This window comes from Eilatimonas milleporae, assembly GCF_003688555.1.
Taxonomy (GTDB): Bacteria; Pseudomonadota; Alphaproteobacteria; order Sphingomonadales; family Kordiimonadaceae; genus Eilatimonas; species Eilatimonas milleporae.
The window spans coordinates 23,632-46,766 of sequence record NZ_REFR01000015.1; the positions used below are offsets into that span (position 1 = coordinate 23,632).

The following is a 23,135-nucleotide window of genomic DNA, read 5'->3' on the forward strand; positions in this document are numbered from 1 at the left end:
GCATGGCAGTAAGGATCGCGCTACTTCTCCTCGGGGGGGCTTATGCTCTCGGGGGCGGTTTTGCTTTGCCGTCCGGGGTCCTGACCACAGCCGGTGCGGCTTCCGCCGCCGATAGGGCCGATGGGCAAGACACGTCTCAGGACGACAAGGCCGGTCAAAGCACCGACCGAAACGGCGGCGGTGATGGGGCTGATGGCGGCGCCGGCAAGGCACGGTTTGATTCCACCGGTTTCATGAAATCGCTCGATCTGCTGATCACGGAGCAGAAACGCACCCGCGCCGGCGGGACGGCGGCGGCCGATCCGGGCGGTGACCTGATCCTCAGCCTGCGCGAAACATCGCCGGTCCGGGAAAACGGATTTCTCTATCTGGAGGACGCGGCACCGGCGGGCGGGATGGACGCGGCCGCCGGCCTGTCGGCCCGGCCCGATTTTTCAAGTCTGTACACACCGGAAGGCGCGGTGCGCGGCATTGAGGGGCAAACCGGCTTTGCCGGATCGTCGCGGCTCGGTCTTCTGTCCTTCGGCGCCGATCCACTGGACCCCAATGATCCCGGCTTCCAGATCGCCCTTGAAAGCGCCTTCCGCATGACGGACGCCCTGCAGGCCGGCGGTGTGCTCACCGGTGTTGCCGGCGGCGGCGCGGACATCATGCCCTTCTCTCAGGGTCTGGTGGATCAGGAGACGAGCCTCGGCCTCAGCTTCGGCTATGCCGGTTTCGCGCTGGATGCGTCCGTCCTGAACCGGGATGCGGTCTTCGGCATTGACGGCAGCGGCACCAATGTGGGCCTGTCCTATTCCACATCCGTCTGGTCGGCCCGTCTGTCCATGACCGAATACACCCAAGGGGCCGACCTGTTCGGCATCGAGAATGAGGCCCGCAATCTGATTTCGGTCGAACTGGGCGCCAATGTGCGGCTGACCGACTGGGCCGGACTGACCGGTGGCCTGCGCTATTACGACTATGGCAGCCGCCTGCTGCTGAACCCGGAAAAGGGCGAGCGCAGCCAGATGATCTTCCTCGGCGGCCGCCTGCGGTTCTAAACCGGCCTCCTCTCCTTACCGGGTTTTCATCGAATATTCGGCACAGTTTGGCGCTGTCCTGCCAAAAAGCCACCCGCTGCCGGGTATTCGCCTGGGCGTGAAGCGCCTGCCGTCAGTCCCCGTCCGCAAGCGCGCCGATGGCGGCAATGGCGGCCACCGGCAGACCGGCCAGCCGGACAGCCGTGCGGGCATCGATACCGCCAAGCGCGACGACCGGCACCGGGCTGCGATGCGCCAGCCGGGCAAAGCGGTGCACGCCCAGCGTCGCAGCGCCCGGGTGGCTGCCGGTTGCGAACACCGGCGAGATCAACACGGCAGACACACCCAGCCGCGCCGCTTGGGTCAGCGCATGGACGTCGTGACAAGCTGCTGTCACCAGCGGAAAATGGCGGACCGCGCGGCGGGTGCGGCTGTCCGCCAGCGCCCACCGCGGCAAATGCAGACCGTCCGCGGCGACGCGGTGCGCCAGCAGGGGGTCGCCGGCCACAAGCAGGCACTGACGGCGCTCCCGCGTGATAGCGCGCAGACTGCGGGCGAGCGCGGCCCTTTGGTCCCAGCCGTAATCGCGCACAATCACCCAGCTGCCGCGCGGCAGACGCGCGGCCACCGCGCACGGATCCGGCACCCGCGCACGATCGGTCATGAAAACCACCCCGTCCGCACCGGCCTGGCGTGCCAGCCGGTGCCGCACGGGACGCACGGCGGCAAAAAGCTTTGAGGACGATGCGCGCGGCTTGACCATACCGGCGTCCTAGACCATAGGAGAAAGCCTGTCCATCCCGCCGCAATAGCCACCGAATACAAGGGGCAACCATGTCCAGCACCGATCCGACATCGCCGACACAGCCGACCCATGCGGACAACAGCCCGGACGCTGCTGCGCCCAGCGGCAGGGAAGACGGCGGAGACGACAGCCGTGAGATCGCGGATGCGCTGGCCGCAGTATGCGACACGATGCGACAGTCCTGCCGGAAATTCATGGTGGCGGAAAATGTGCCGCGGGTGATCGCGGTCTCGAAGCGGCAGCCGGTGGCGCGGGTGCGGGCGGCGCTGGAAGCGGGGCACCGGCTGTTCGGGGAAAATCTGGTGCAGGAGGCGGAGGAACGCTGGACGCCGTTGAAGGCGGACTGCGGCGATGTGGAGCTGCATCTGATCGGCGGGCTGCAGACCAATAAAGCGGCCCGGGCGGTTGCCCTGTTCGACTGTATCCAGACGCTGGACCGGCCCAAGCTGGCGCGCGCACTGCGGCGTGAAATGGACAAGCAGAACAAGGCGTTGCCCCTGTATATCCAGGTCAATACGGGCGCCGAGCCGCAAAAGAGCGGCTGCCTGCCGGCGGATCTGCCGGAGCTGCTGGCCCTGTCCGGGGCGCTGAAATTGACGGTGGTGGGGCTGATGGTCATCCCGCCGGCGGACGAGGACCCGGCGCTTCATTTCGCCCTGCTGAAAAAGCTGGCGGAGCGACACGGACTGACGCGCCTGTCCATGGGCATGAGCGGCGACTACGACGTGGCCGCCGCCATGGGCGCGACGGACGTGCGCGTCGGCACCGCGATTTTCGGCCGCCGCACATCATGACCCCGGCCGGGTTTTAAGCGCAGGCGCCCCCCTCCCCACAGGGCAGCAAGGCATGCATGCGCCGGAACCCCATACACGCGGCGCTGCCTGCCGGCAAAACCGACAACGGAGAGCAAAGCCCCACGCCCTTTCCGCACATGCCCTTCCGGCCCGGCGGGCGCGGGCGCAAGGGGCGGTGAAACCGGGCCTCCAACGCGGTGACAAGGGCGTCGGAGCCCAGTGGCCCGGCCGGCCATATGGGTTTCCAGCCGCCGGGAGACCGTCGCGTCCACAGGACCCGCGCAGGAAGGCGGGCCAGTCGCCGATGTGGCGCACCAACAGCGGTGCCACCCGCACGATGCCGTCATCCCTGCCGTCCGGAAAGCGCGCCTGAGCGTGCGCGGGCCGTCACCGGATCACGGTGCGGCGCGTGGAGGCGACGCGTGCAAAGACCCTGCCGGGGCAAAACGGGCCCTCGCAACGGGCGGCGCAGGCGGCGGACAAGGAGACCGCACAGCAGGCTGTTAAAGAGCCGTCAGCCGGCAATGGACCCCATAAGCAGCAGTGATGGCCAACGGCGCGCAGGCGCGCAGAAGCCGGCGGAGACAGTCGGGGAAGCAGCGGCCGGCCAGTCGGCGGGGCAGAGACAGGCACAGGCGGCGGGCAGATGAGGCGCCACCCCGTGCGGCGATACGGACCGATGGGTGAGGGACGTGCGGTTGAGAGGGGAGGAAGGCGGTGGGCAGATGAGGCGCCCCCCAGGCGGCGATACGGACCGATGGGTGAGGGGCATGCGGTTGAGGGTGGAGGACGTCCGGGGCGCAGGCGGCCCCATTCGGTGGGCCGATGGGGTATCGTTGAGTAGCGATATCGGCCGATGGGTGAGGGGCATACGGTTGAGGGCGGGGGGTGTCCTGGCGCCGGCGGGCACAGGCGGCAGGCCGATAGAGTGATCCCGTGCGGCGATACGGGCCGATGGTTGAGGTATGTGCGATTGAGGGCGGAGCGTGTTCCGGGCACCGACACAGGCGGTGGGCTGATGAGATGACCCCCGTGCGGGTGATACGGGCCGGTGATCAGAGGGGTGTCGGTTTGACCGGGGTGATCCGGGACACCGCCAGGGGGCATGAGGCCGCCCGGCTATAGCGGGCTGGCGACGGTGAGGCGGCAGGCGGGGGTCATGGCGCGCAGCACCGCGCGCAGATCGGCGGCGGCAAGGGCGACGCAGCCCTCGGTCGGGGGGAGAGAGGGCCCGTCCGTTACAGGTCCGCCCGTCACAGGCACGCCAGCCACAGGTTGGCCCGCCACATGGACAAAGATGGCGCTGCCGGCGCCCGGTACCACGGGGGCGTCATTGTGGCCGATGACCAGAATGAGGTCATACAGGCCGTCGTCGCGCCACAGGATCTCGTGCGAGGGACCGAAGGGCAGGCGGACAAGACGGTTATAGCGCGGGTCGTCGGGCGCGTCGCACCAGCCCATACCGGGGTCCAGCGGGGCGACGGGCAGGGCGGTGACGGGCGGCGGCTGCCGGTCCGGGCGGTAGAAGACCCGGCGCACCGGATAGGTGCCCGCCGGCGTGGCGCCGTCGCCCTCGCACTTGCGGGCGGCATTGACGACCCCGCCGCGCCCGAGCGCGCAGGCCGCATCGATCAGGGGCCCGGCGAGGCGCCCCGCGCGGCTGTCGCCCGCATCGGGCGTGACCTGCCACAACGCCACAGGTCCCCGCCCCTAGAGCAGATGGCCCGTGCGGGCCTTTTTGACGGCAAGATAGGCTTCATTGTGCGGATTGGGCGGAAAGCTGTGGGCGACCCGCTCGGCCACGTCGATGCCGAAGCGGGTCAGCGCCGCCACCTTTTCCGGATTGTTGGTGAGCAGCCGCACGGAGGAAAAGCCGAGCGATTTCAGCATCCGCGCCGCCGGGGCGAACAGGCGTTCATCCACGTCGAAGCCGAGACGGGTGTTGGCGTCCACCGTGTCGAAACCCTGATCCTGAAGGCTGTAGGCCTTGAGCTTGGAAATCAGGCCGATGCCGCGCCCTTCCTGCGCCAGATAGAGGATGACGCCGCCACCGGCGTCCCCGATGGTTTTCAGCGCGCCCTTGAGCTGGGGGCCGCAGTCGCATTTGAGCGAGCCGAGCAGGTCGCCGGTGAAGCATTCGCTGTGCAGGCGGGCGAGCACGGGGGCGCCACGCGGCGGATCGCCGACCAGAATGGCGATATGTTCCGGCCCGCCGGCACGCGGGCGGAAGGCGATGAGGGTGGTGTCCACCGCATCGACCAGCGGCACATGGGCGCGCGCCACCTGGACAAGGCTGTCCGAGGCGGCCATGTCATGGGCGAGCACGGCGTCGCCGTCCACGGCCATGAGGCCGCCCAGACCCGTATTGCCAGGAGCGGCATCTTCAGATCGGTCTGACACAGGGCCGAACGCCTCAGCCCCGGATGCATCAGGGCCGGGCGCATCGCCCTCGCCGGCCATGCCCCCCGCAGCGGCATCGTCGCCGTTGAGCGCCTGTCCGGGCAGGTCGGCGATCAGCGCGGCGGGCAGCAGGCGGGCGATCTTGATCAGTTTGACGGCCGCGCGTTCCGGCACCGCCGGGGCCACGTCCAGGCGCCGGAACGGCCCCTTCATCGGGCTGCCGAGGTCCAGCGTCGGGTCGGCGATGGCGGTCATGTCGGCCGCCGTCAGCCACGGCGCACGCGCCAGGCGCACCACCGGCCAGCCCTTGGCCGCGACCTTCAGCGTCAGGGCGCGCTGGTCGGTCAGCAGCAGGCAGCTTTCCGTGCCGCCAAGACGGGCGAGGCGGGCGTCGAAATCGGCCAGCGCGGCATCGTCGGCCCGTTCCAGCGGCAGGACGAGGAGCGCCCGGCCGTCCCCCGTCACCGTGACGGGCCAGCCGCGGCGCAGATCGTCCGCCGCGCGCAGGACCAACCGGTGGCCGGTTTGCGGGTCGTTTGAATGGGTCATGGGATCGGGCGTCATTGTCAAACAGATACATCCAGTGTCAGGCCGGCGGCAGGGGTGCGCCCCTTAAGCGCGCGACGTTATACCATCATTTTCTGTCACGGGCGCGGGCGGGGTGCAAATGCTTCCTGCACGGGCGGGGCGGTAAAACGGCCGACCGGCGGTCCGGCGCGCAGGCGACGACCATGCCGGACCGGGCGCCAGAGAGTGACCGGACAACCGCCACCGGAGCGCGGCCGGTCACCCGCGATGTCGGAACGCAAGCCGGCACAGGGCGGCCGGTGGATTGCCGAAGCGCATGGTGCGGCATATTGACAGAGGGTCATGGGGGTCATGGGGGTCACGGGAGCCGGGCACCCCGGAATGAACACGGAGAGGTCGGGAGACCCTGCGACATGACGCCACCGTGATCGTGCGATATGGCCGGAGGTCCTTATGGTCACGAGCCTTCACAAGCGCTTGAAAGGGCCGCGAGGCGGTGGCGCCCGCCACAGTCGGCGCGTTATGCGGAGGCCGTCGCGGCGCCCGCGTGCCGCCGATTGCGACCGAACCGAAAAAGAGGTACCCATTGGGACATCCCCAATGTCAGGAGGAGGAGGCCGGCTCCATGGCTGTACGGACATTATTGCTTGTCGACGATGACACGGACCTTCGGGAAGCGCTGGCCGACCAGCTTGCCCTTCATGAGGAGTTCGATACCGTCCAGAAGGAAAACGCCGCCAGCGCCCTCGACTATCTGGCGGACAGCGGCGGCAAGGCCGACATGCTGATCCTGGATGTGGGCCTGCCGGACATGGACGGTCGCGAGCTGTGCAAGCGCGTGCGCAAGATGGGCATCAGCGTGCCCGTCATCATGCTGACGGGCATGGACTCCGACGCCGACACGGTGCTGGGCCTGGATTCCGGGGCGAACGACTATGTGACCAAGCCGTTCAGCTTTACCGTGCTGCTGGCCCGCATCCGCGCCCAGTTCCGCCAGTATGAACAAAGCGAGGACGCCACGTTCGAAATCGGACCCTATCATTTCCGCCCGTCGGCCAAGCTGCTGGAAACCCGCGCCGACGGCAAGAAGATCCGCCTGACGGAGAAGGAAACGTCCATCCTGAAATATCTGTACCGTGCCAGCGGCAAACCGGTGGGCCGGGACGAACTGCTGGCGGAGGTGTGGGGCTATAATTCCGGCGTGACCACGCACACGCTGGAAACCCATGTTTACCGCCTGCGCCAGAAGATCGAGCCGGAACAGGGCGTCACCCGCCTGCTGATCACCGAGCCGGGCGGATACAGCCTGCAGGGGCTGAACGGGTAAGGTTTTTTGGCTTTAATGGCTTGAAGAGCTTAGCCATCCCACTCCCCACAGGATGATTGTCCGAAGGGCTTAGCCGTCCCGCTCCCCCACCCGGCCACCCATAGCGTACAATCCCGTGGGTGGCCGGGTGGGGGAGCGGGACGGCTAAGCCCTGCCCGATAAAAATCAGGAGCGGACCGGCCAGGCTCTGTCTCAAACAAAAATCAACAACAGGGCATCACCGAGCCCTCGTTCAAAACTCAAACCCTACATATCCAGATCCACCAGGATCGGCACATGGTCCGACGGTTTTTCCCAGCCGCGCGCGTCGCGCAGGATGGTCAGGCCGGTGGTTTTGCCGTCGAGCGCCGGGCTGATCCACACATGGTCGAGACGCCGGCCCCGGTCGGAGGCGGACCAGTCGCGCGCCCGGTAGGACCACCAGCTGTAAAGCTTTTCCGGCAGGGGGTGGTGGGTGCGGACGGCGTCGACCCAGCCGTGGGCGGCCTGAAGGCGGCCCATGGCGTCGGTTTCCACCGGGGTGTGGCTGACCACCTTCAGAAGCTGCTTGTGGCTCCACACATCCTCGGGCGCGGGCGCGACGTTGAGGTCGCCGACCATGATGCTGGGGTCCTTGAGGTCTTTCGACCAGGCGATCATTTCATCGAGAAAGGACAGTTTGTGGGCGAATTTTTCGTTCACCGCCGGGTCGGGTTCATCGCCGCCGGCGGGGACGTAAAAATTGTGCACCGCCGCCCCGCCGGACAGGCGGATGGAGACATGGCGGGCATCGCCCTTGCCGCACCAGTCGATATGGCCGCTGCCCTCGAACGGCACGCGGGACAGGGTGGCGACGCCGTGATGGCCCTTTTGCCCGCGAATGGCCATGTGGACATAGCCGCGTTCGCGGAAAAAATCGCGGGGGAACAACTGGTCCTGCACCTTGGTTTCCTGAAGGCACAGGACGTCGGGGGCCTGGGTGGTGATCAGCTGGTCCACAATGGGCAGCCGGGCACGGACGCTGTTGATGTTCCAGGTGGCGAGACGCATGACAAACCCTTCCGCAAGGCGATGATGGAAATCAGTAAATGAGGAAACTGGTGCCGACGATGCCGATGGGCCAACGCCCCTTTTCAAACAGGTGGAAGCGCGCGGCAAAGGGGTGGTCGCTGTCTTCGCCGGCCAGGACGACCAGAAGCGCCACATGGGCGGCCTGAAGGGCGCTGCCGAGCGCCGCCTGCATCAGGTCGTCATCCTGGATGCGCAGTTCCGCCTGAAGGTCGGCGACGGCCTGCTGCACCGGTTCGGCGAGCGTGGCGGCCACATGGGTGAAGACCATGGACAGCAGTTCTTCGTCGATATACCCGGCAAGCCGGGTGATGAGGCCGGCGCGCAGCTGTTCCTCGGCCTCCCACGCCGGGCTGTTCAGGTCCAGCGTGGCGGCGGCATCGGCCACATCCTCCCAGTCGGTGAGGAAAGCCGGCGCGGCATCGGGGAAGCCGAGGCCGTCGGCAAAGTCCCGCGCGGCGTCCCGAAGCGCGGGCGCCGCGGCCTCGCCCACGGCGCGGAACCACGGCAGGCCGGAGGCCATGGTGACAAAGGGGGCGACCGCCGCCAGCTCGGGATAGGACTCGAACAGGGCATCGTCGTCCAGAGCATCATCAAGGGTACCGTTCAGAGCGTCACCCAGGGCGTCATTCAGGGCGCCCGGATCATCGACCGGGCTCATGAGCCGGCTCCGCACTGTGCCTGAAACCGTGACGGGACGCTGCAAGGGGACTGCATGGGGTGTTGACCTGCTTTGCTGTCGGGCATGACCGGTTTCCACGCCTAACGGCGCGCGAGGGCGTTGGCAACAGAAATTGCCGCGACGCAGAGGATATGAGGCCGCAAGGCCGGAAAGGTCAGGCTTCGCTCAGGGCCCGCGCCATGTCGGTGAGTTTCATCGCGGTGCGCAGATTGCGGGCGGTCACGGGCGTGCCGATACGGCGGTCGATGTGTTCCGCCAGTTTCGAGCGGCCAATGCCGTCCGGGGCATATAGATAGACAATACCGCCGGTGCGGGTGACATCCTCGAACCCGGCGCGCAAGGGGGCGAGCGCATCCATATCCACAGTCGCGGACGGGTCGGACAGGAAATAGAAATGGACGCTTTTCGGGTCGTCCAGACCCTGGCGCGGGTAGGGATTGGCGGCAATGGCGGCGTGCAGCGCGTCCGCCGTCAGCACGAAGACCCGGGGGCGGAAACCGGCCGCCGTTTCGATCGCGGCGGCGATATCGCGGGAGATAGCGGCGGCGCCTTCGGACGGGTCCCCCCTGCCCGCATCCGTGCGGAACACGCAGTTTCCGCTTTGGATATAGGTTTTGACGTCGCTGTAGCCGAGCGTGGTGAGACAGGCGCGCAAATCCGCCATGGGCAGGATATTGCGACCGCCCACATTGATCCCCCTGAGGAGCGCGACCCAGGTACGCATAGGCATGGGCACGGGCGCCCCTAAAGCCCGTGTCCGCCGGCCGGCGCCGTGGTGGCCACCGGTGTCATGCCGGCAATGAGGGGCCGCCCCTTGGCGATGGCGTCGCGCACGGCCGGCAGTTGCAGGGAGGCGGCGTGGCTTTCGGAATTGTCCCAGACCTCGGTCACCCACAGGACATTGTCGTCCCCGCTGTCGGCGGCGATGACATAGCTGAGGCAGCCTGGCATGCCCGTCGTGCCTTCAAGCAGGATGGACATCAGTGTGTCGCGCTGACCGTCGACAACGGTGATTTTTCCGATCAGTCCGAACATGGGCGATTCGTCCTTTCGTATCGTTTTTTCGCCTGACCCGACGTTGCCGGCAACACCGTTCGGCGCCCAGAGGGCCGCGACCGTGCCGGCAACAAAGGTGCGTCTGTTAATATGCATGGCGTACACTAAGCATGTTCGCGGCGCGGGAACCATGGGGAAAATCGGATTTTTTTTCGCATGGGTGTCAAGTTCGGAAGACGTGGTTCGTCCTGTTGACAGCGGGCGGCACGGGGGCGCCCGCGTCACCGAACCATCGAGGAGGCTGAAATGACTGAATTCGGCCCTGAAATCCGAACGGCAGACATGCGGAGACAAAACCGGGGGGCAAAAAAATCCCGGCCTCAGGGACCATTGTCCGGGCCGGGATGAAGTGCACTGGCATTGCCCAATCCGGAGGAAAAACCCAGACAGGCGGCGGCAGGCGAAAAACGGGGGTCGTGAGGCGCCTGCCATGGTCTTATCTACGCACGGGGCGGGCAGGCGGATCACACGGCACGGGGAACCGGGGCGGCCAGCGCGGTTCACAAAGGCGTTACAGTGGGCGGTCCGGGGAGGCCGTGAGCCCGGCGGGACGCCCGCCAGGACGAAGATCGGCGGCGAAGATCAGCGCGTACGGCGGCGCCGGGCGAGGCCGCGCGGATCCTCGAACTGCCAGAGGGAAGCGGTGAGCGGCCCGTCGTTGCGGCGGGCATTGTCAAGGTCGACAATGGTCAGACCGTCCTGGGCATCGCGCACCACCCAGCTGTCCAGCGCCAACCCGCCGGGGGCGGCTTCATCACGGCGGAAATAGAGAGTGATGCGGCCCAGTTCGGGCCGGTCCGGGTCGGCGGCGGACAGGGCGATCAGGCTGTCTATGCCGCCGGGCGCCACCTCGATGCTGGCGCCGAGGGCGGCGAGATCGGGCTGACGGTCCAGAACCAGTCTGAGCGGCGTATCGGCGATGGGCCAGCGCGTCACCTGGCCGACTTCATAGTCGATGAAGCTCAACACCTGACCGTCGGCGACGATGAGGAAAGGGGTTTCATCGGTATAGTCGAAGCGGACCTTGCCGGGGCGTTCCATATAGAGCCGCCCTGTCGAGCGGGTGCCGTCCGGGGCCTGCTGGGTGAAATCGGCGGTCAGGGTTTCGACACCGGACAGATGTTCCCTGACACGGGTCAGGGCATCGAGCCGGGCATCCATGGCCACATCGACGGTATCCAGCGGCGGCAGGGCGTCCTGCCGGCCCGTATCGGCCTGATCGCCGGCGGGGGGCGATTGCGGGGCTGATTGGGCGAGGGTTTCGGTGTCCTGGGCGTTTTGTATATTTTGGGGCGTGTTTTGGGCGAGGCCCGCCGGCGCGGCGCCAAGGCATAACAACGCGGTCATCAGGGCGGTGCGGATGGGGATCATGGTGTTTTCGGTCCTGCTGTCGGTTTCGTTTTTTGGTCGTTGTCCGGCAGAAGCCGGCTTTCCGGGTCCGGCAGAAGCCGGTTTTCCGGGTCCGGCAAAGGCCGGTCTGGTTTTCCGGCAAAGGCCGGTCTGGTTTTCCGGCAAAGGCCGGTCTGGGTGCCGCTTACAGCTCTTCCTCGCGGTCGGGGACGAGCACCTCGCGCTGGCCCTTGTGGTTGGGGGCGCTGATGACACCCTGTTCCTCCATTTCCTCGATCAGGGAGGCGGCCTTGTTGTAGCCGATCTTCAAGCGGCGCTGGATATAGCTTGTGGTCGGGCGCCGATCGCGGATGACAATGTCCACCGCCTGATCATAGAGGCTTTTGTCCTTATCCTCGCCGCTGGCGGATGGACCGGGGATGAACGGGCTGTCAAACCCTTCTTCCGGTTCTTCCGTCACCTCGGCCAGATAGTCGGGCGCGGCCTGCGCCGACAGATGGGTGACGACGGACTCGACCTCGCCGTCGGAGACGAAGGCACCGTGCACGCGGGCGATGCGGCCGCCGCCGGCCATGAACAGCATGTCGCCCATGCCGAGCAGCTGTTCCGCGCCCTGTTCGCCGAGAATGGTACGGCTGTCGATTTTGGAGGTGACCTGAAAACTGATGCGGGTGGGGAAGTTTGCCTTGATGGTGCCGGTGATCACGTCGACCGAGGGGCGCTGGGTCGCCATGATCAGGTGAATGCCGGCGGCCCGCGCCATCTGCGCCAGACGCTGGACGGTGGCCTCCACATCCTTGCCGGCGACCAGCATCAGGTCGGCCATTTCGTCGATGACGACGACGATATAGGGCAGGGGCGTGAAATCGAAGGACTGTTCCTCGACGATGGGCTGACCGCTGTCCTTGTCGAAGCCGGTCTGCACCTGCCGGGTCAGCTGTTCGCCGCCGGCCTGGGCCTCGCGCACGCGCTTGTTGAAGGCGGCCAGATTGCGCACGCCCAGTTTCGACATGTTGCGATAGCGTTCCTCCATCTCGCGGACGGCCCATTTCAGGGCGACGACGGCCTTTTTCGGTTCCGTCACCACCGGGGTGAGCAGATGCGGAATGCCGTCATAGACCGACAGTTCCAGCATTTTCGGGTCGACCATGATCAGCTTCAGGGTTTCCGGGCTGTGACGGTAGAGGAGCGACAGAATCATCGTATTGATGCCGACGGATTTGCCCGAGCCGGTGGTGCCGGCGACCAGAAGGTGCGGCATGGAGGCCAGATCGGCCACCACGGGCGCGCCGCCGATGTCCTTGCCCAGGATGATGGGCAGGCGGGCGCGCGTGGTCTCGAAATCGCGCGAGGCCAGAAGTTCATGCAGATAGACGGTTTCGCGCTGGGCATTGGGCAGTTCGATGCCGATGGCGTTGCGTCCGGCCACCACGGCGACACGGGCGGACACCGCGCTCATGGACCGCGCGATGTCATCGGCGAGGCCGATGACGCGGGCCGATTTGGTGCCGCGCGCGGGTTCGAGCTCATACAGGGTGACGACGGGGCCGGGCCGCACATCGCGGATATCGCCCTGAACGCCGAAATCCTCCAGAACGCCTTCGAGCATGCGGGCGTTGTTTTCCAGCGCATCCTTCGACAGGGCGGCATCGGCCGAGACCGGCGGCGGCGGGGTCAGCAGGTCCAGACCGGGCAGGCGAAAGCCGTTGACGTCGCCGAGATCGAGGGTGATCTGGGCGGCCGCCGCGGCGCGTTTGCCGGCGGCGGTTTTTTTCGGCGGCTTGACCTTGGCCGTGCCGCCGGATTTGCCGCCGGCATCCGGGGCGGCGGCCTTGCGTTTGCGGGCGCGGCGCGGCGCGGGCCCCGCGCCCTCGTCCATATCCCCGTCCATGCCCTCAGGCCCCGCATCGGTGCGGGCGGTACGGAACAGGCCGGGCACCGCCGCGACCCAGGCGCCAAGACCGCGCAAAAGGCGCCACAGAAAGGCGAGAAAGCCGGCAACGCCCCGGCCGAGAACGGCCCATTCATCCCTGTTCAGGCCGAATGTCGCCACATAAGCCGGCAGGCCGAGCCCGACAAAGACCAGAATGGTGACCCATCCCGGCACAATGGCAAAAGACGCGGTCAGGGTGGCGAGCGAGCGGTAGAGCACCTGCCCGAGGGCACCGCCATACCCGGCCTGAACATCAAAATCCGGATGCGGCGCCGGCACGCTGAAGGCCACGGCCAGCAGCATCAGGGCGATGGGCAGCAGCGTCAGGTGCAGCCAGAAATGCGGCAGCCATTTCAGCCGCAGCACCTTCATCGCCCAGAGACAGAGGGGCAGCAACAGCAAAAAGGCGCCGAGGCCCAGCGTCTGCATCAGCAGGTCGGCGACAATGGCACCGGGCGCACCGAGCGCATTGGCCGGCAGACGGTCGGTGGCGGCATTGAGGGCCGGGTCGGCGGGGTCATAGGTGACAAGCGCGGCCAGCAGGCCGGCCACCAGGGCCAGCACCACCAGACCCAGAAGCCGCCAGCCCGTGTTTTTCAAAAACAGTACGGCGGATTCAGGCAGCAGCCGTCCGTCTCCATTCAGTGTGCCCGGCATTGTGCCCGGTTTCGGGTCCGCCACCGCGGTTTGCTTGCGACCTGCCACGTTTTCGTTCCGTTTTGCCCTGTTGTCATCGTGATCCCTGTGACGCGGCAGAATGGTTTGTTCCCGTCCTGTTCGCGCCGGCATCACTGTACCGTTTTTCGCGCGGGTCTCACAAGGGGCAGGCAGAAACCGGCGCCTGCTCCGGCGCAATCCGGTACCGCCCCTGGCCCGCCCACGTGCGATGCGACCGCTTGACACTGGACAGCGCGCCCGCGCCGTCCATATTGTGAGTAACCGGCACGGTGCCGGGTCCCTGTTTGCCGACTGTCCGGTTTGTCGGTATGTGGCAGATATATGGGTCAGATTTGTGGCGGCCTGCAAGCGGTATCCGCCGGTCCCGAAACCCCGAAAGCAAGCGGTGTCCGGATTATGAGCAAAGTCCTGCAAAGCGATGTGGCCATTGTCGGCGGCGGCATGGTGGGCCTGAGCACCGCCATCGGCCTGGGACGCGCCGGTATGAGCGTGACGGTGGTTGACAGGCTGGACGCGCCGGAGACCACGGCGCCGGCGTTTGACGGGCGTGCCAGCGCCATTGCCTATGCGTCCGTGCGCATGCTGGAGGCGCTGGGCATCTGGCAGCATATGGCCCCGCACGCGCAGCCCATTCTGGAAATCCGCGTGTCGGACGGCACGGTGAGCCGGGGTCCGGGCCTGCTGCATCTGCATTTCGACCACCGCGACATGAAAATGGCGGGCAGCGACCCTGACGGGCCGCTGGGCCATATGGTGGAAAACCGCTTCACCCGCATCGCGCTGTTCAAAGCGTTGGATGAAACGCCGAATGTGCGGCTGATCGCGCCGGACACGGTGGAGACCATTCACACCGACAAGACGGGCACGGCCCTGACGCTGGGAAGCGGCCAGCGGGTGGAGGCGGCGCTGCTTCTGGGCATTGACGGACGTCAGAGCCAGGTGCGCGCCCATGCGGGCATCCCGTCCAGCGGCTGTTCCTACAAGCAGACGGGAATTGTGTGCGCGATCGCGCACGAATGCGACCATCTGGGCATCGCGCACGAAAAATTCCTGCCATCGGGCCCGTTTGCCATCCTGCCGCTGAAGGACAGGCGCGCCTCGCTCGTCTGGTCGGAAAAGGCGCGGCTGGCCGAGACCATCATGGGCCTGTCCGAGCGCGCCTTCGAGGCGGAGGTGCGGCGCCGGGTCGGCGATTTCCTCGGCGATGTGCGGGTGACGGGGGGCCGCTGGTCCTATCCGCTGTCGATGCATGTGGCCCATGACTTCATCGCCGAACGCACCGCACTGGTGGGCGACAGCGCCCACGGCATTCACCCCATCGCGGGACAGGGCCTCAATCTGGGACTGCGCGACGCCGCCGCGCTGATCGAAGTGCTGGCGGAGGCGCACCGGCTGGGCCTTGACCCCGGCGGGGCCGAGACGCTGAAACGCTATCAGACGTGGCGACGCAGCGACACCGTCGTGCTGGCCGGGATCATGGACGGGCTGACCCGTCTGTTTTCAAACGACAGCAAGAGCCTGCGGCTGGCGCGCGGCATCGGTCTCAGCGTGGTGGACCGCATACCGCCCCTGAAACGATTTTTCATATCCCACGCGCGCGGCACCGTCGGCACCCTGCCGAAACTGCTGACGGGGGAGACGCCCGCGTGAGCGTACCGCCGCCGCCCAGCGCCGGAACCAGCGGAGAAACGGCCCCTGGTGAAACTGTCACCGGAGACACAGAGGCAACCGGCGCCGAACCGGCGGACGGCGCGCGGGTGTTTCTGGACATCACCCTTTATCCGCACCGGTCGCTGCGGCGAAAGGGCTTTCGCCTTCTGATCGGGACCATCGCGGCCATCTGCCTGCTGGCGGCCCTGCGGTTTTTCACCCTGGGAGCCTGGCCGGTGGTGATCTTCGTGGCGGTGGACGTGGCCGCCATCTGGCTGGCCTTTTACCTGAATTACCGGTCCGGCAAGGTCCGCGAGCGGGTGCGCCTGACGACGACGGACATGACGGTGACACGGCGGCATCCGGGCGGGCGGCGCGATCACTGGCATCTGGAGCCCTACTGGATGCAGGTGCAAAGCGAGGACAGGCCCGGCACGGAAAGTGCGCTGATCCTGAAAAGCCACGGGCGGGAGTTGCGGCTGGGCGCGTTTCTGAGCGTACCGGAACGGCGCGAGGTGGCGGCCGAGATCGACGCGGCGCTGGCCGCCTGGCGGGCACGCTAAGCCCGAATGCAGGGCCGGTTCGGCCCAAAATCAATCAGGACCCCGTCAGTCCTTGAGGCCGAGTACGTCCAGCATGTCGTAGCGGCCGGGCGCCGCCGTGGCGGCCCAGCGCGCCGCCGTCAGGGCGCCGCGCGCGAACAGGCCGCGATCCTCGGCCCTGTGGGCGAGGACGAGCCGCTCGGACCCGGCGGCAAAGATAACCTCATGCTCGCCGATAACGGACCCGCCGCGCAGGGTGGCAAAGCCGATTTCGCCCGCCGGACGTTCGCCGATGACGCCGTCGCGGCTGCGTCTGGCGACATCGTCCAGCGCCACGCCGCGCCCATGGGCGGCGGCCTCGCCGAGCAGGGTGGCGGTGCCGGAGGGTGCGTCCACCTTGTGGCGGTGGTGCATTTCAAGGATTTCAATATCCCAGCCGTCATCCAGAATGGCGGCGGCGCGGCGGGTGAAGGCGGTCAGCAGATTGACACCGAGGGAAAAATTGCCCGCCTGAACCAGAGCCACGTCCATGGCGGCCGCATCCATGGCGGCGTGATCGGCGGCGGCCAGACCGGTGGTGCCGACCACACAGGCCGTGCCATGGGCGGCGGCCAGTCCGGCGTGGCGCGCCGTGTGGCCCGGCGGGGTGAAATCGATCACCACATCGCTGCCGGCGAACACGGCGGCGGCGTCGCCGTCCCGGTCGGCGGCGGGTCCCGCGACCATGCCGACGGTGTCCGTCAGAGCGTCCGTCACCGCGCGGCCCATGCGCCCCTCGGACCCCAGCAATCCAACCCTGATATCCGCCACGTGCCGTTCCCATCCTGTGCCGCGCCGGCAAACGCTATGGCGTGCAGGCGGGCAGTTGCCGTTCATCTCGGACGGGTCCGACGTCCGGCCCCCAAGGAGGCACAAATGGACACAATCCGCAAGAGGGCGACGAAGGGGCGAAGGCGAATGGCATGGCAAAATGGATGACAGGGGCGGGACCGGCCGAAATACATGCCGGCACAGCCACGTCATGAGAAATAGGCATGGATATCCATGGCCCGATGGGGAATCCCGATGATATCGATGCCGCCATTATCGGATCCATCCCGCATCAGATAGAAAACGATGTGTTCGCGGTGATGGAAACTGTGGTAACCGGGCGCGATGTCATAACGAGGCCGGCCATGGCGGGGGTTGTCGGCCAGCCATTGAAAACGGGCATCGATCTCACGCAGATAACGGTCGCGATGCTGCCGACCCCATGTTTTCAGCGTGTAACGGGCAATGGCCTGCAAGTCGGTATAGGCACGGGCTGTAAGCCTGAATGCGGCGCTCACGCGCGGGTGTCCGCACTTTCAAGAAAAGTTTCGATGGAATAGTCATCGACGAATTCGCCGCGCCGCGCCTGATCCGCCCCTTCGGCCAGGTGCGCCCGAAGGGTGGCGAGTTTGCTCTTGCGTTCTTCCAGAGACCTGAGGGCATCCCGAACCACTTCACTGGCCGAGCCATAACGCCCGCTGGCAACTTCATTCCTGATAAAGGTTTCCCAATGTTCCCCGAGCGTGAGGCTTGTGGATGCCATGGCAATCTTCCCAAATATATTCATATATACTCGGTATGAATATATATGACTTGCCAAGACAATACAATCAGGTGGCCTGCCGTTTAACAGACGCAACGCTCCAAAGCGTTTCGGACAGACCGGGCGCTGGCAGGGGGACGGGTCATTCGGTCAGATCGTCCCACAGGTCCTTGACCTTCTGGAAGAACCCTTCGGAGCGGGGCGAGACACTGTCGCCGCCTTCTTCGGCGAATTCCTGCAACAGGTCCTTCTGTTTTTTCGACAGATTGACCGGGGTTTCGACGCTGGCCTCGATCAGCATGTCGCCGGTGTAGCCGCCATTCAGTTCCGGCATGCCCTTGCCGCGCAGGCGGAACTGCTTGCCGGACTGGGTGCCGGGCGGGATTTTGACCCGGACGCGGGCGCCGGCGATGGTGGGCACGTCGATCTGACCGCCGAGGGCGGCGGTGGTCATGGGGATGGGCACCTGACAATAAAGCATGTCGGCGTCGCGCTGGAAAATGGCGTGCGGCCGCACGGTCAGGAAGACATAGAGATCGCCGGACGGGCCGCCGTGCAGGCCGGCTTCGCCCTTGCCGGCGAGACGGATGCGGGTGCCGTCCTCGACCCCTTGCGGGATTTTGACCTGAAGGTTCTGGGTTTTCTGCACCCGGCCGGCGCCACCGCAGGTTTTGCAGGGGTTGACGATGATATGGCCGGCCCCGCGACATTTCGGGCAGGTGCGTTCCACCATGAAGAAGCCCTGCGAGGTGCGGATCTTGCCGGTGCCGCCACAGGTGTCGCAGACCTCGGGGCTGGTGCCGGGTTCGGCGCCGGAGCCGTTACAGGTTTCGCAGACCACGCTGGTGGGAACGGTGATTTTCTCGGTTTTGCCGTGATAGGCGTCTTCGAGGCTGATTTCGAGATTGAAGCGCAGGTCGGCCCCGCGCCCGGCACCGCCGCGCTGTCGGCCGCCACGGCCGCGACCGCCGCCGCCCATGAAATCGCCGAAAAATTCCTCGAACACGTCGGAGAAATCGAAGCCGCCGCCCGGCCCCGCACCGCCGCCGGGTCCGCCCATGCCGCCTTCAAAAGCGGCGTGGCCGAAGCGGTCATAGGCCGCGCGCTTTTCCGGGTCCTTCAGAACGTCATAGGCTTCGTTCAGTTCCTTGAACTTCTGCTCGGCCTCGGCATTGTCGGGATTGCGGTCGGGGTGGTATTGCATGGCGAGCTTGCGGAACGCCTTTTTCAGCGCCGCCGCATCCACCTCGCGGTCCACCCCCAACAGTTCATAATAATCTTGTTTCGCCATGGAAGACCTGTCCGCCGGCCGGGGAAAAAGGCAATGCCCCGCCTGCTATTGGGACCGCACGAAGCGGCCGCCGGCAGACGGGGCAGGCATGATGTTATTTTTTATCGTCTTCGTCGACTTCCTCGAAGTCAACGTCGACAACATCTTCCTTCGCGTCGTCGGCACTGCCGGCGCCGGCGGAAGCGGCCTCGTCACCGGCCATGCCGGCGGCACCCTCGGGTGCGCCTTCGCCGGCCTTGTAGATTTTTTCGCCCAGTTTCATCGTCACCTGGCTGAGGGCTTCGGACTTGGCCTTGATGGCGTCAAGGTCGTCGCCTTCGAGCGCGGTTTTCAGCTCGGCCACGGCGGTCTCGACGGAGGATGTGTCCTCGTCCGACAATTTGTCCTTATGCTCTTCCAGAGTTTTCTCGGAGGTGTGGATGAGGGCTTCGGACTGGTTCTTGGCTTCGACCAGTTCCTTGCGCTTCTTGTCCTCTTCGGCGTGGGCTTCGGCGTCCTTGACCATCTGATCGATGTCGGCGTCGCTAAGCCCGCCCGAGGCCTGGATGCGGATCTGCTGTTCCTTGCCGGTGCCCTTGTCCTTGGCGGAGACATTGACGATGCCGTTGGCGTCGATGTCAAAGGTCACCTCGACCTGCGGGATGCCGCGCGGCGCGGGCGGAATGCCGACCAGATCGAACTGGCCGAGCAGCTTGTTGTCGGCGGCCATTTCCCGTTCGCCCTGGAACACGCGGATGGTGACCGCATTCTGATTGTCCTCGGCGGTGGAGAAGACCTGGCTTTTCTTGGTCGGGATGGTGGTGTTGCGGTCGATCAGCCGGGTGAAGACACCGCCCAGCGTCTCGATGCCGAGCGACAGGGGCGTGACGTCGAGGAGCAGCACGTCCTTGACGTCGCCCTGAAGAACGCCGGCCTGAATGGCGGCGCCCATGGCGACCACTTCGTCCGGATTGACGCCCTTGTGGGGCTCCTTACCGAAGAAGTCCTTCACCAGTTCCTGGATTTTCGGCATGCGGGTCATGCCGCCGACCAGAACCACATCGTCGATTTCACCGGCGGCGAGGCCGGCATCCTTGAGGGCTTTCTTGCAGGGCTCCAGCGTGCGCTTGACCAGATCGTCGACCAGGCTTTCCAGCTTGGCGCGGGTCAGTTTGAGCTGAAGGTGTTTCGGCCCGGAGGCATCGGCGGTGATGAAGGGCAGGTTGATTTCGGTCTGCTGGCTCGAGGACAGCTCGATCTTGGCTTTTTCGGCGGCTTCCTTCAGGCGTTGCAGGGCCATGCGGTCGCCGCGCAGGTCGATGCCGTTTTCCTTTTTGAATTCGTCGGCGAGATAATCGACAAGGCGCAGGTCGAAATCCTCACCGCCGAGGAAGGTGTCGCCATTGGTGGATTTCACCTCGAATACGCCGTCGCCGATTTCCAGGATGGACACGTCGAAGGTGCCGCCGCCGAGGTCATAGACCGCGATGGTGTGGCCGTCTTCCCTTTCCAGACCGTAGGACAGGGCGGCCGCTGTGGGCTCGTTGATGATGCGCAGCACGTCGAGACCGGCGATCTTGCCGGCGTCCTTGGTGGCCTGACGCTGGGCGTCGTTGAAATAGGCCGGCACGGTGATGACGGCCTCGGTCACGGTTTCGCCGAGATAGCTTTCGGCGGTTTCCTTCATTTTCTGCAGGATCATGGCCGAGATCTGGCTGGGGCTGTATTTTTCACCGCTGGCTTCGACCCAGGCGTCGCCATTGTCGGCCTTGACGATGGAATAGGGCACCATGTCGATGTCTTTTTTCGTCGTCGGGTCGTCGAAGGTGCGGCCGATCAGACGCTTGATGGCGAAAAGCGTATCGGTGGGGTTTGTCACCGCCTGGCGCTTGGCGCTCTGGCCGACAAGGCGTTCGCCGTCGCCGGTGAAGGCGACCATGGACGGGGTGGTCCGTCCGCCTTCGGCGTTTTCGATGACTTTCGGCTTGGCGCCGTCCATGATCGCGACACAGGAATTGGTCGTGCCCAGATCGATCCCGATTACTTTACCCATCAGATATGTCCTTCTTGCCTTTTTCGCGTGGCCGACCGGCAGGACCCGCGATACATCGGCATCCGCGCCGGCCTCCAAGGCCGTATTTGAAATTCCAGACGGGACGATGCCCGCCCAAGTTCAGCAGCTATATAAGGAGGGCGCCGACCGGCTGCAAGACGTGGCACGCAAGAAAGACCAAGGAAGCCTGAGAAAATTCCCCGGTTTGCGGCCCCATGTTTGCAGGGCATAACCGGCAGGGATGAGGACGGGCAGGATTTTCCGGCTTGCGGAAAGCACGTCGAAAGGGCATTTGAAAGGGGAACCAAGGACCGGGGACAACAACCGGTCGATAAAGGGAACACAACGACAGCGACACGGGACAGGCCGGTGCCCCCGATGGGCGAACCCGCTTCAGGACGACCCTAAAATTCAGGGGTGGCCCTGACTTGAGGATAGTCCTGAACTTAAGGATAGCCCTGGCGGCGCGGCAGCCCCCGGAATGGATGCATGATGATCGAACACGTTAAAGCCTTTGTGAAAGACCTGCTGGGCCTGGCGGTTTTCTACCTGATATTCACCACGTTCGGCTATGCCAGTTTCCACATTCCATCCGGCAGCATGGAACCGACGCTGGAGGTGGGCGACCGTATTTTCGTGTCCAAGTTTCCCTTCGGCTACAACCGGTTTTCCGTGCCCTTCGACCCGCCCATATTCGAGACGCGGGTTCTGGACGGGGCGCCGGAGCGGGGCGATGTGGTGGTCTTTACCCTGCCGCACCGGGACTATACCGATTTCATCAAGCGGGTGGTGGGCCTGCCCGGCGACCGCATCCGGCTTCAGGAAGGGCGGGTGTATATCAACGGCACGCTGGTGCCGCGCACCTATGTGCGGGATGTGGATTACACCAATTACAGCGGCTATCCCTTACGGGTGAAGGAATATATCGAAGAGCTGCCGGGCGGCGTCAAACACCGCATTTACGAGCGTACCGACCGGGGGCGGCTGGACAACACCCCGGCCTATGTGGTGCCGGAGGGCCATTATTTCATGATGGGCGACAACCGCGACGGGTCCAGCGACAGCCGCGACATGCACGATATGGGCTTCGTGCCCCATGCCAGCCTGGTGGGCCGCGCGGACGTGACCACCTTCAGCCTGTATGACTGCGACCAGGGCAAGGAAATCGACTGCGCCTTCGGCATTCCGTACGGGCGGTTTTTCACCGCCATCCGCTAGGGCGCCAGAGAGCGTCTGAGAGCGCCAGAAAGCGTCAGAGAACATCAGAGAGCATCGGGGCGGGCGCGGGCCCAAGGCGCGGGGACCGTCACTCCGGGTTCGGAGTTTCACCCGATAACGGATTTTCAGCGGACAGGATTTTTCCGACACGCGGGGCGCCGTGGTCCTTGCCCCAGTCGCGCAGGGCGGTGAGGACCGGCTGCAATGTGCGGCCGGTATCCGTCAGACTGTATTCCACTTTCGGCGGCACCTGGGGATAGACCAGGCGGCGGACAAGGCCGTCATGCTCCAACGCGCGCAGCTGTCTGGTCAGCATTTTCTGGCTGATACCCGGGATCAGGCGCTGCATTTCGGCGAAGCGCAGCATGCCGTGGTCCATGAGCTGAAAGAGGATTTCGCCCTTCCACCGCCCGCCGATCAGGGACATGGCGATGTGCACCGGATTGCCTAGTTCAGAGTGTGTCTTCACGATCACAGTCTCCTTTTAGACTGTACAGACTAAAAGGGTACAGAAATGTCCCATTGCCGGCCAGACCGATCATATCCATGCCCTGCCCGAATACCAAAACACGTAAAATTAGAAATTCTTAAATTCTGAATAGATCAGGGGAATCAAGCGACTACCCCAAGGGTGGCGCAGGAGCGGACCAGTCGGTCAAAAAACAGCCTTGACGGGAAATTAATCCTGTTGAAAAGTTCCATTGATAAAGAAGAACATTTATCAAAAATGCACTGAATTACAGGCGTTCTCATATGCTGGGAGATTTCATAAAAGAATAAAAATACTTATTTATTAGTGGGTTAGCTTTTCAGAATCATAGTCATCATTTTAGAATTCCGCCAGTGTCCATGTCTTTCAGGGCGTGCGTGTGGCGGAGCGGGAGCGGTTTTGTCTGAAGACAAAATTACTCTCAAAGGTGGTGATCCGAGCTGGTGCAACAACCCGGATCACCGTTGTCAGACCATGCCCGCAAAAGGGAGCCCGGCAAGACGGATAACAATATACCGCTCCCGGCGCGTAGGCTGTCTATGACGGAAAGTGGAGACCGAAACCATTTTATCAAATAACAAGATATGCAATCAATACCACAGATATTAGATAAAGAAATAGGATTATGTGGAAATATTTTGCAGAAATATTGGTAGTATATTCAATTATACAACTGATTGATTATCTTATGTATGGAGGTAATTTTGTATATATATC

Annotated in this window: 21 protein-coding genes; 6 read left to right on the forward strand and 15 right to left on the reverse strand. The window is 64.9% G+C overall.

Going from position 1 to position 23,135, the window contains the following annotated elements:
* The first annotated feature begins 2 nt into the window (after positions 1–2).
* Positions 3–1,043 carry a hypothetical protein gene (locus BXY39_RS16325; protein ID WP_121939973.1) on the forward strand — a complete coding sequence of 347 codons (1,041 nt, stop codon included), beginning with the start codon at positions 3–5 and terminating at the stop codon, positions 1,041–1,043.
* Between the two features lie 112 nt (positions 1,044–1,155).
* Here BXY39_RS16325 and BXY39_RS16330 read toward each other — a convergent pair whose 3' ends face one another.
* Entirely contained in the window at positions 1,156–1,785 is a 630-nt protein-coding gene (locus BXY39_RS16330) for a thiamine phosphate synthase (protein ID WP_121939974.1), read from the reverse strand.
* Positions 1,786–1,997: 212 nt separating this feature from the next.
* On the opposite strand from BXY39_RS16330, the gene BXY39_RS16335 reads away from it, so the two are divergent.
* On the forward strand, positions 1,998–2,621 hold the full coding sequence (locus tag BXY39_RS16335) for a YggS family pyridoxal phosphate-dependent enzyme (protein ID WP_425458914.1): 624 nt from the start codon (positions 1,998–2,000) through the stop codon (positions 2,619–2,621).
* Between the two features lie 1,119 nt (positions 2,622–3,740).
* Here BXY39_RS16335 and BXY39_RS16345 read toward each other — a convergent pair.
* The gene (locus tag BXY39_RS16345; protein WP_245999365.1) at positions 3,741–4,319 is read right to left on the reverse strand and encodes a L,D-transpeptidase family protein; all 579 of its coding nucleotides are present in this window, start codon (positions 4,317–4,319) and stop codon (positions 3,741–3,743) included.
* 12 nt (positions 4,320–4,331) lie between these two features.
* Positions 4,332–5,570: a GTP cyclohydrolase II gene (locus tag BXY39_RS16350; RefSeq protein ID WP_170163900.1), complete on the reverse strand. Its 1,239-nt coding sequence runs from the start codon at positions 5,568–5,570 to the stop codon at positions 4,332–4,334.
* Positions 5,571–6,174: 604 nt separating this feature from the next.
* Between BXY39_RS16350 and BXY39_RS16355 the strand changes: the two genes are divergently transcribed.
* Positions 6,175–6,876, forward strand: coding sequence for a response regulator transcription factor (locus BXY39_RS16355; protein ID WP_121939977.1), 702 nt, complete (start codon positions 6,175–6,177; stop codon positions 6,874–6,876).
* 246 nt (positions 6,877–7,122) lie between these two features.
* Here the strand turns inward: BXY39_RS16355 and xth are convergent, their stop codons facing one another.
* From xth to BXY39_RS16385, 6 genes are all read right to left on the reverse strand, one after another.
* The gene (gene xth / locus BXY39_RS16360; RefSeq protein WP_121939978.1) at positions 7,123–7,905 is read right to left on the reverse strand and encodes an exodeoxyribonuclease III; all 783 of its coding nucleotides are present in this window, start codon (positions 7,903–7,905) and stop codon (positions 7,123–7,125) included.
* Between the two features lie 31 nt (positions 7,906–7,936).
* Positions 7,937–8,584, reverse strand: a complete 648-nt coding sequence (locus tag BXY39_RS16365; RefSeq protein ID WP_121939979.1) for a hypothetical protein — start codon at positions 8,582–8,584, stop codon at positions 7,937–7,939.
* Positions 8,585–8,759: 175 nt separating this feature from the next.
* Positions 8,760–9,335, reverse strand: a complete 576-nt coding sequence (locus BXY39_RS16370; protein ID WP_170163901.1) for a DUF1697 domain-containing protein — start codon at positions 9,333–9,335, stop codon at positions 8,760–8,762.
* Positions 9,336–9,349: 14 nt separating this feature from the next.
* Entirely contained in the window at positions 9,350–9,757 is a 408-nt protein-coding gene (locus tag BXY39_RS16375; protein ID WP_211332304.1) for a putative quinol monooxygenase, read from the reverse strand.
* Between the two features lie 486 nt (positions 9,758–10,243).
* Positions 10,244–11,032 (reverse strand): LolA family protein, encoded by a 789-nt coding sequence (locus tag BXY39_RS16380; RefSeq protein ID WP_147453614.1) that lies wholly within the window; start codon positions 11,030–11,032, stop codon positions 10,244–10,246.
* Positions 11,033–11,195: 163 nt separating this feature from the next.
* Positions 11,196–13,601: an FtsK/SpoIIIE family DNA translocase gene (locus BXY39_RS16385; protein ID WP_170163932.1), complete on the reverse strand. Its 2,406-nt coding sequence runs from the start codon at positions 13,599–13,601 to the stop codon at positions 11,196–11,198.
* Between the two features lie 417 nt (positions 13,602–14,018).
* On the opposite strand from BXY39_RS16385, the gene BXY39_RS16390 reads away from it, so the two are divergent.
* Together BXY39_RS16390 and BXY39_RS16395 are read left to right on the forward strand one after the other, a co-directional pair.
* Positions 14,019–15,272: a UbiH/UbiF/VisC/COQ6 family ubiquinone biosynthesis hydroxylase gene (locus BXY39_RS16390; protein WP_121940188.1), complete on the forward strand. Its 1,254-nt coding sequence runs from the start codon at positions 14,019–14,021 to the stop codon at positions 15,270–15,272.
* On the forward strand, positions 15,269–15,835 hold the full coding sequence (locus tag BXY39_RS16395) for a DUF2244 domain-containing protein (RefSeq protein ID WP_170163902.1): 567 nt from the start codon (positions 15,269–15,271) through the stop codon (positions 15,833–15,835). Before BXY39_RS16390 ends, BXY39_RS16395 begins: the two co-directional genes overlap by 4 nt.
* 45 nt (positions 15,836–15,880) lie before the next feature.
* Here BXY39_RS16395 and dapB read toward each other — a convergent pair whose 3' ends face one another.
* The 5 genes from dapB to dnaK form a co-directional block, all read right to left on the reverse strand.
* Positions 15,881–16,624 (reverse strand): 4-hydroxy-tetrahydrodipicolinate reductase, encoded by a 744-nt coding sequence (gene dapB / locus BXY39_RS16400; protein WP_245999381.1) that lies wholly within the window; start codon positions 16,622–16,624, stop codon positions 15,881–15,883.
* Positions 16,625–16,833: 209 nt separating this feature from the next.
* Positions 16,834–17,142 carry a type II toxin-antitoxin system RelE/ParE family toxin gene (locus tag BXY39_RS16405; protein ID WP_121939984.1) on the reverse strand — a complete coding sequence of 103 codons (309 nt, stop codon included), beginning with the start codon at positions 17,140–17,142 and terminating at the stop codon, positions 16,834–16,836.
* Positions 17,139–17,387 (reverse strand): type II toxin-antitoxin system ParD family antitoxin, encoded by a 249-nt coding sequence (locus tag BXY39_RS16410; RefSeq protein WP_121939985.1) that lies wholly within the window; start codon positions 17,385–17,387, stop codon positions 17,139–17,141. The genes BXY39_RS16405 and BXY39_RS16410 overlap by 4 nt, the downstream gene beginning before the upstream one ends.
* 142 nt (positions 17,388–17,529) lie before the next feature.
* The gene (gene dnaJ, locus BXY39_RS16415; RefSeq protein ID WP_121939986.1) at positions 17,530–18,678 is read right to left on the reverse strand and encodes a molecular chaperone DnaJ; all 1,149 of its coding nucleotides are present in this window, start codon (positions 18,676–18,678) and stop codon (positions 17,530–17,532) included.
* A gap of 94 nt (positions 18,679–18,772) precedes the next feature.
* On the reverse strand, positions 18,773–20,710 hold the full coding sequence (gene dnaK, locus BXY39_RS16420) for a molecular chaperone DnaK (protein WP_121940189.1): 1,938 nt from the start codon (positions 20,708–20,710) through the stop codon (positions 18,773–18,775).
* A 489-nt stretch (positions 20,711–21,199) separates the two neighbouring features.
* Here dnaK and lepB point away from each other — a divergent pair, with 489 nt between their 5' ends.
* Positions 21,200–21,928: a signal peptidase I gene (gene lepB, locus BXY39_RS16425; RefSeq protein ID WP_121939987.1), complete on the forward strand. Its 729-nt coding sequence runs from the start codon at positions 21,200–21,202 to the stop codon at positions 21,926–21,928.
* Positions 21,929–22,016: 88 nt separating this feature from the next.
* Here lepB and BXY39_RS16430 read toward each other — a convergent pair whose 3' ends face one another.
* Positions 22,017–22,355, reverse strand: a complete 339-nt coding sequence (locus BXY39_RS16430) for a winged helix-turn-helix transcriptional regulator (RefSeq protein ID WP_121940190.1) — start codon at positions 22,353–22,355, stop codon at positions 22,017–22,019.
* Positions 22,356–23,135: the final 780 nt, after the last annotated feature.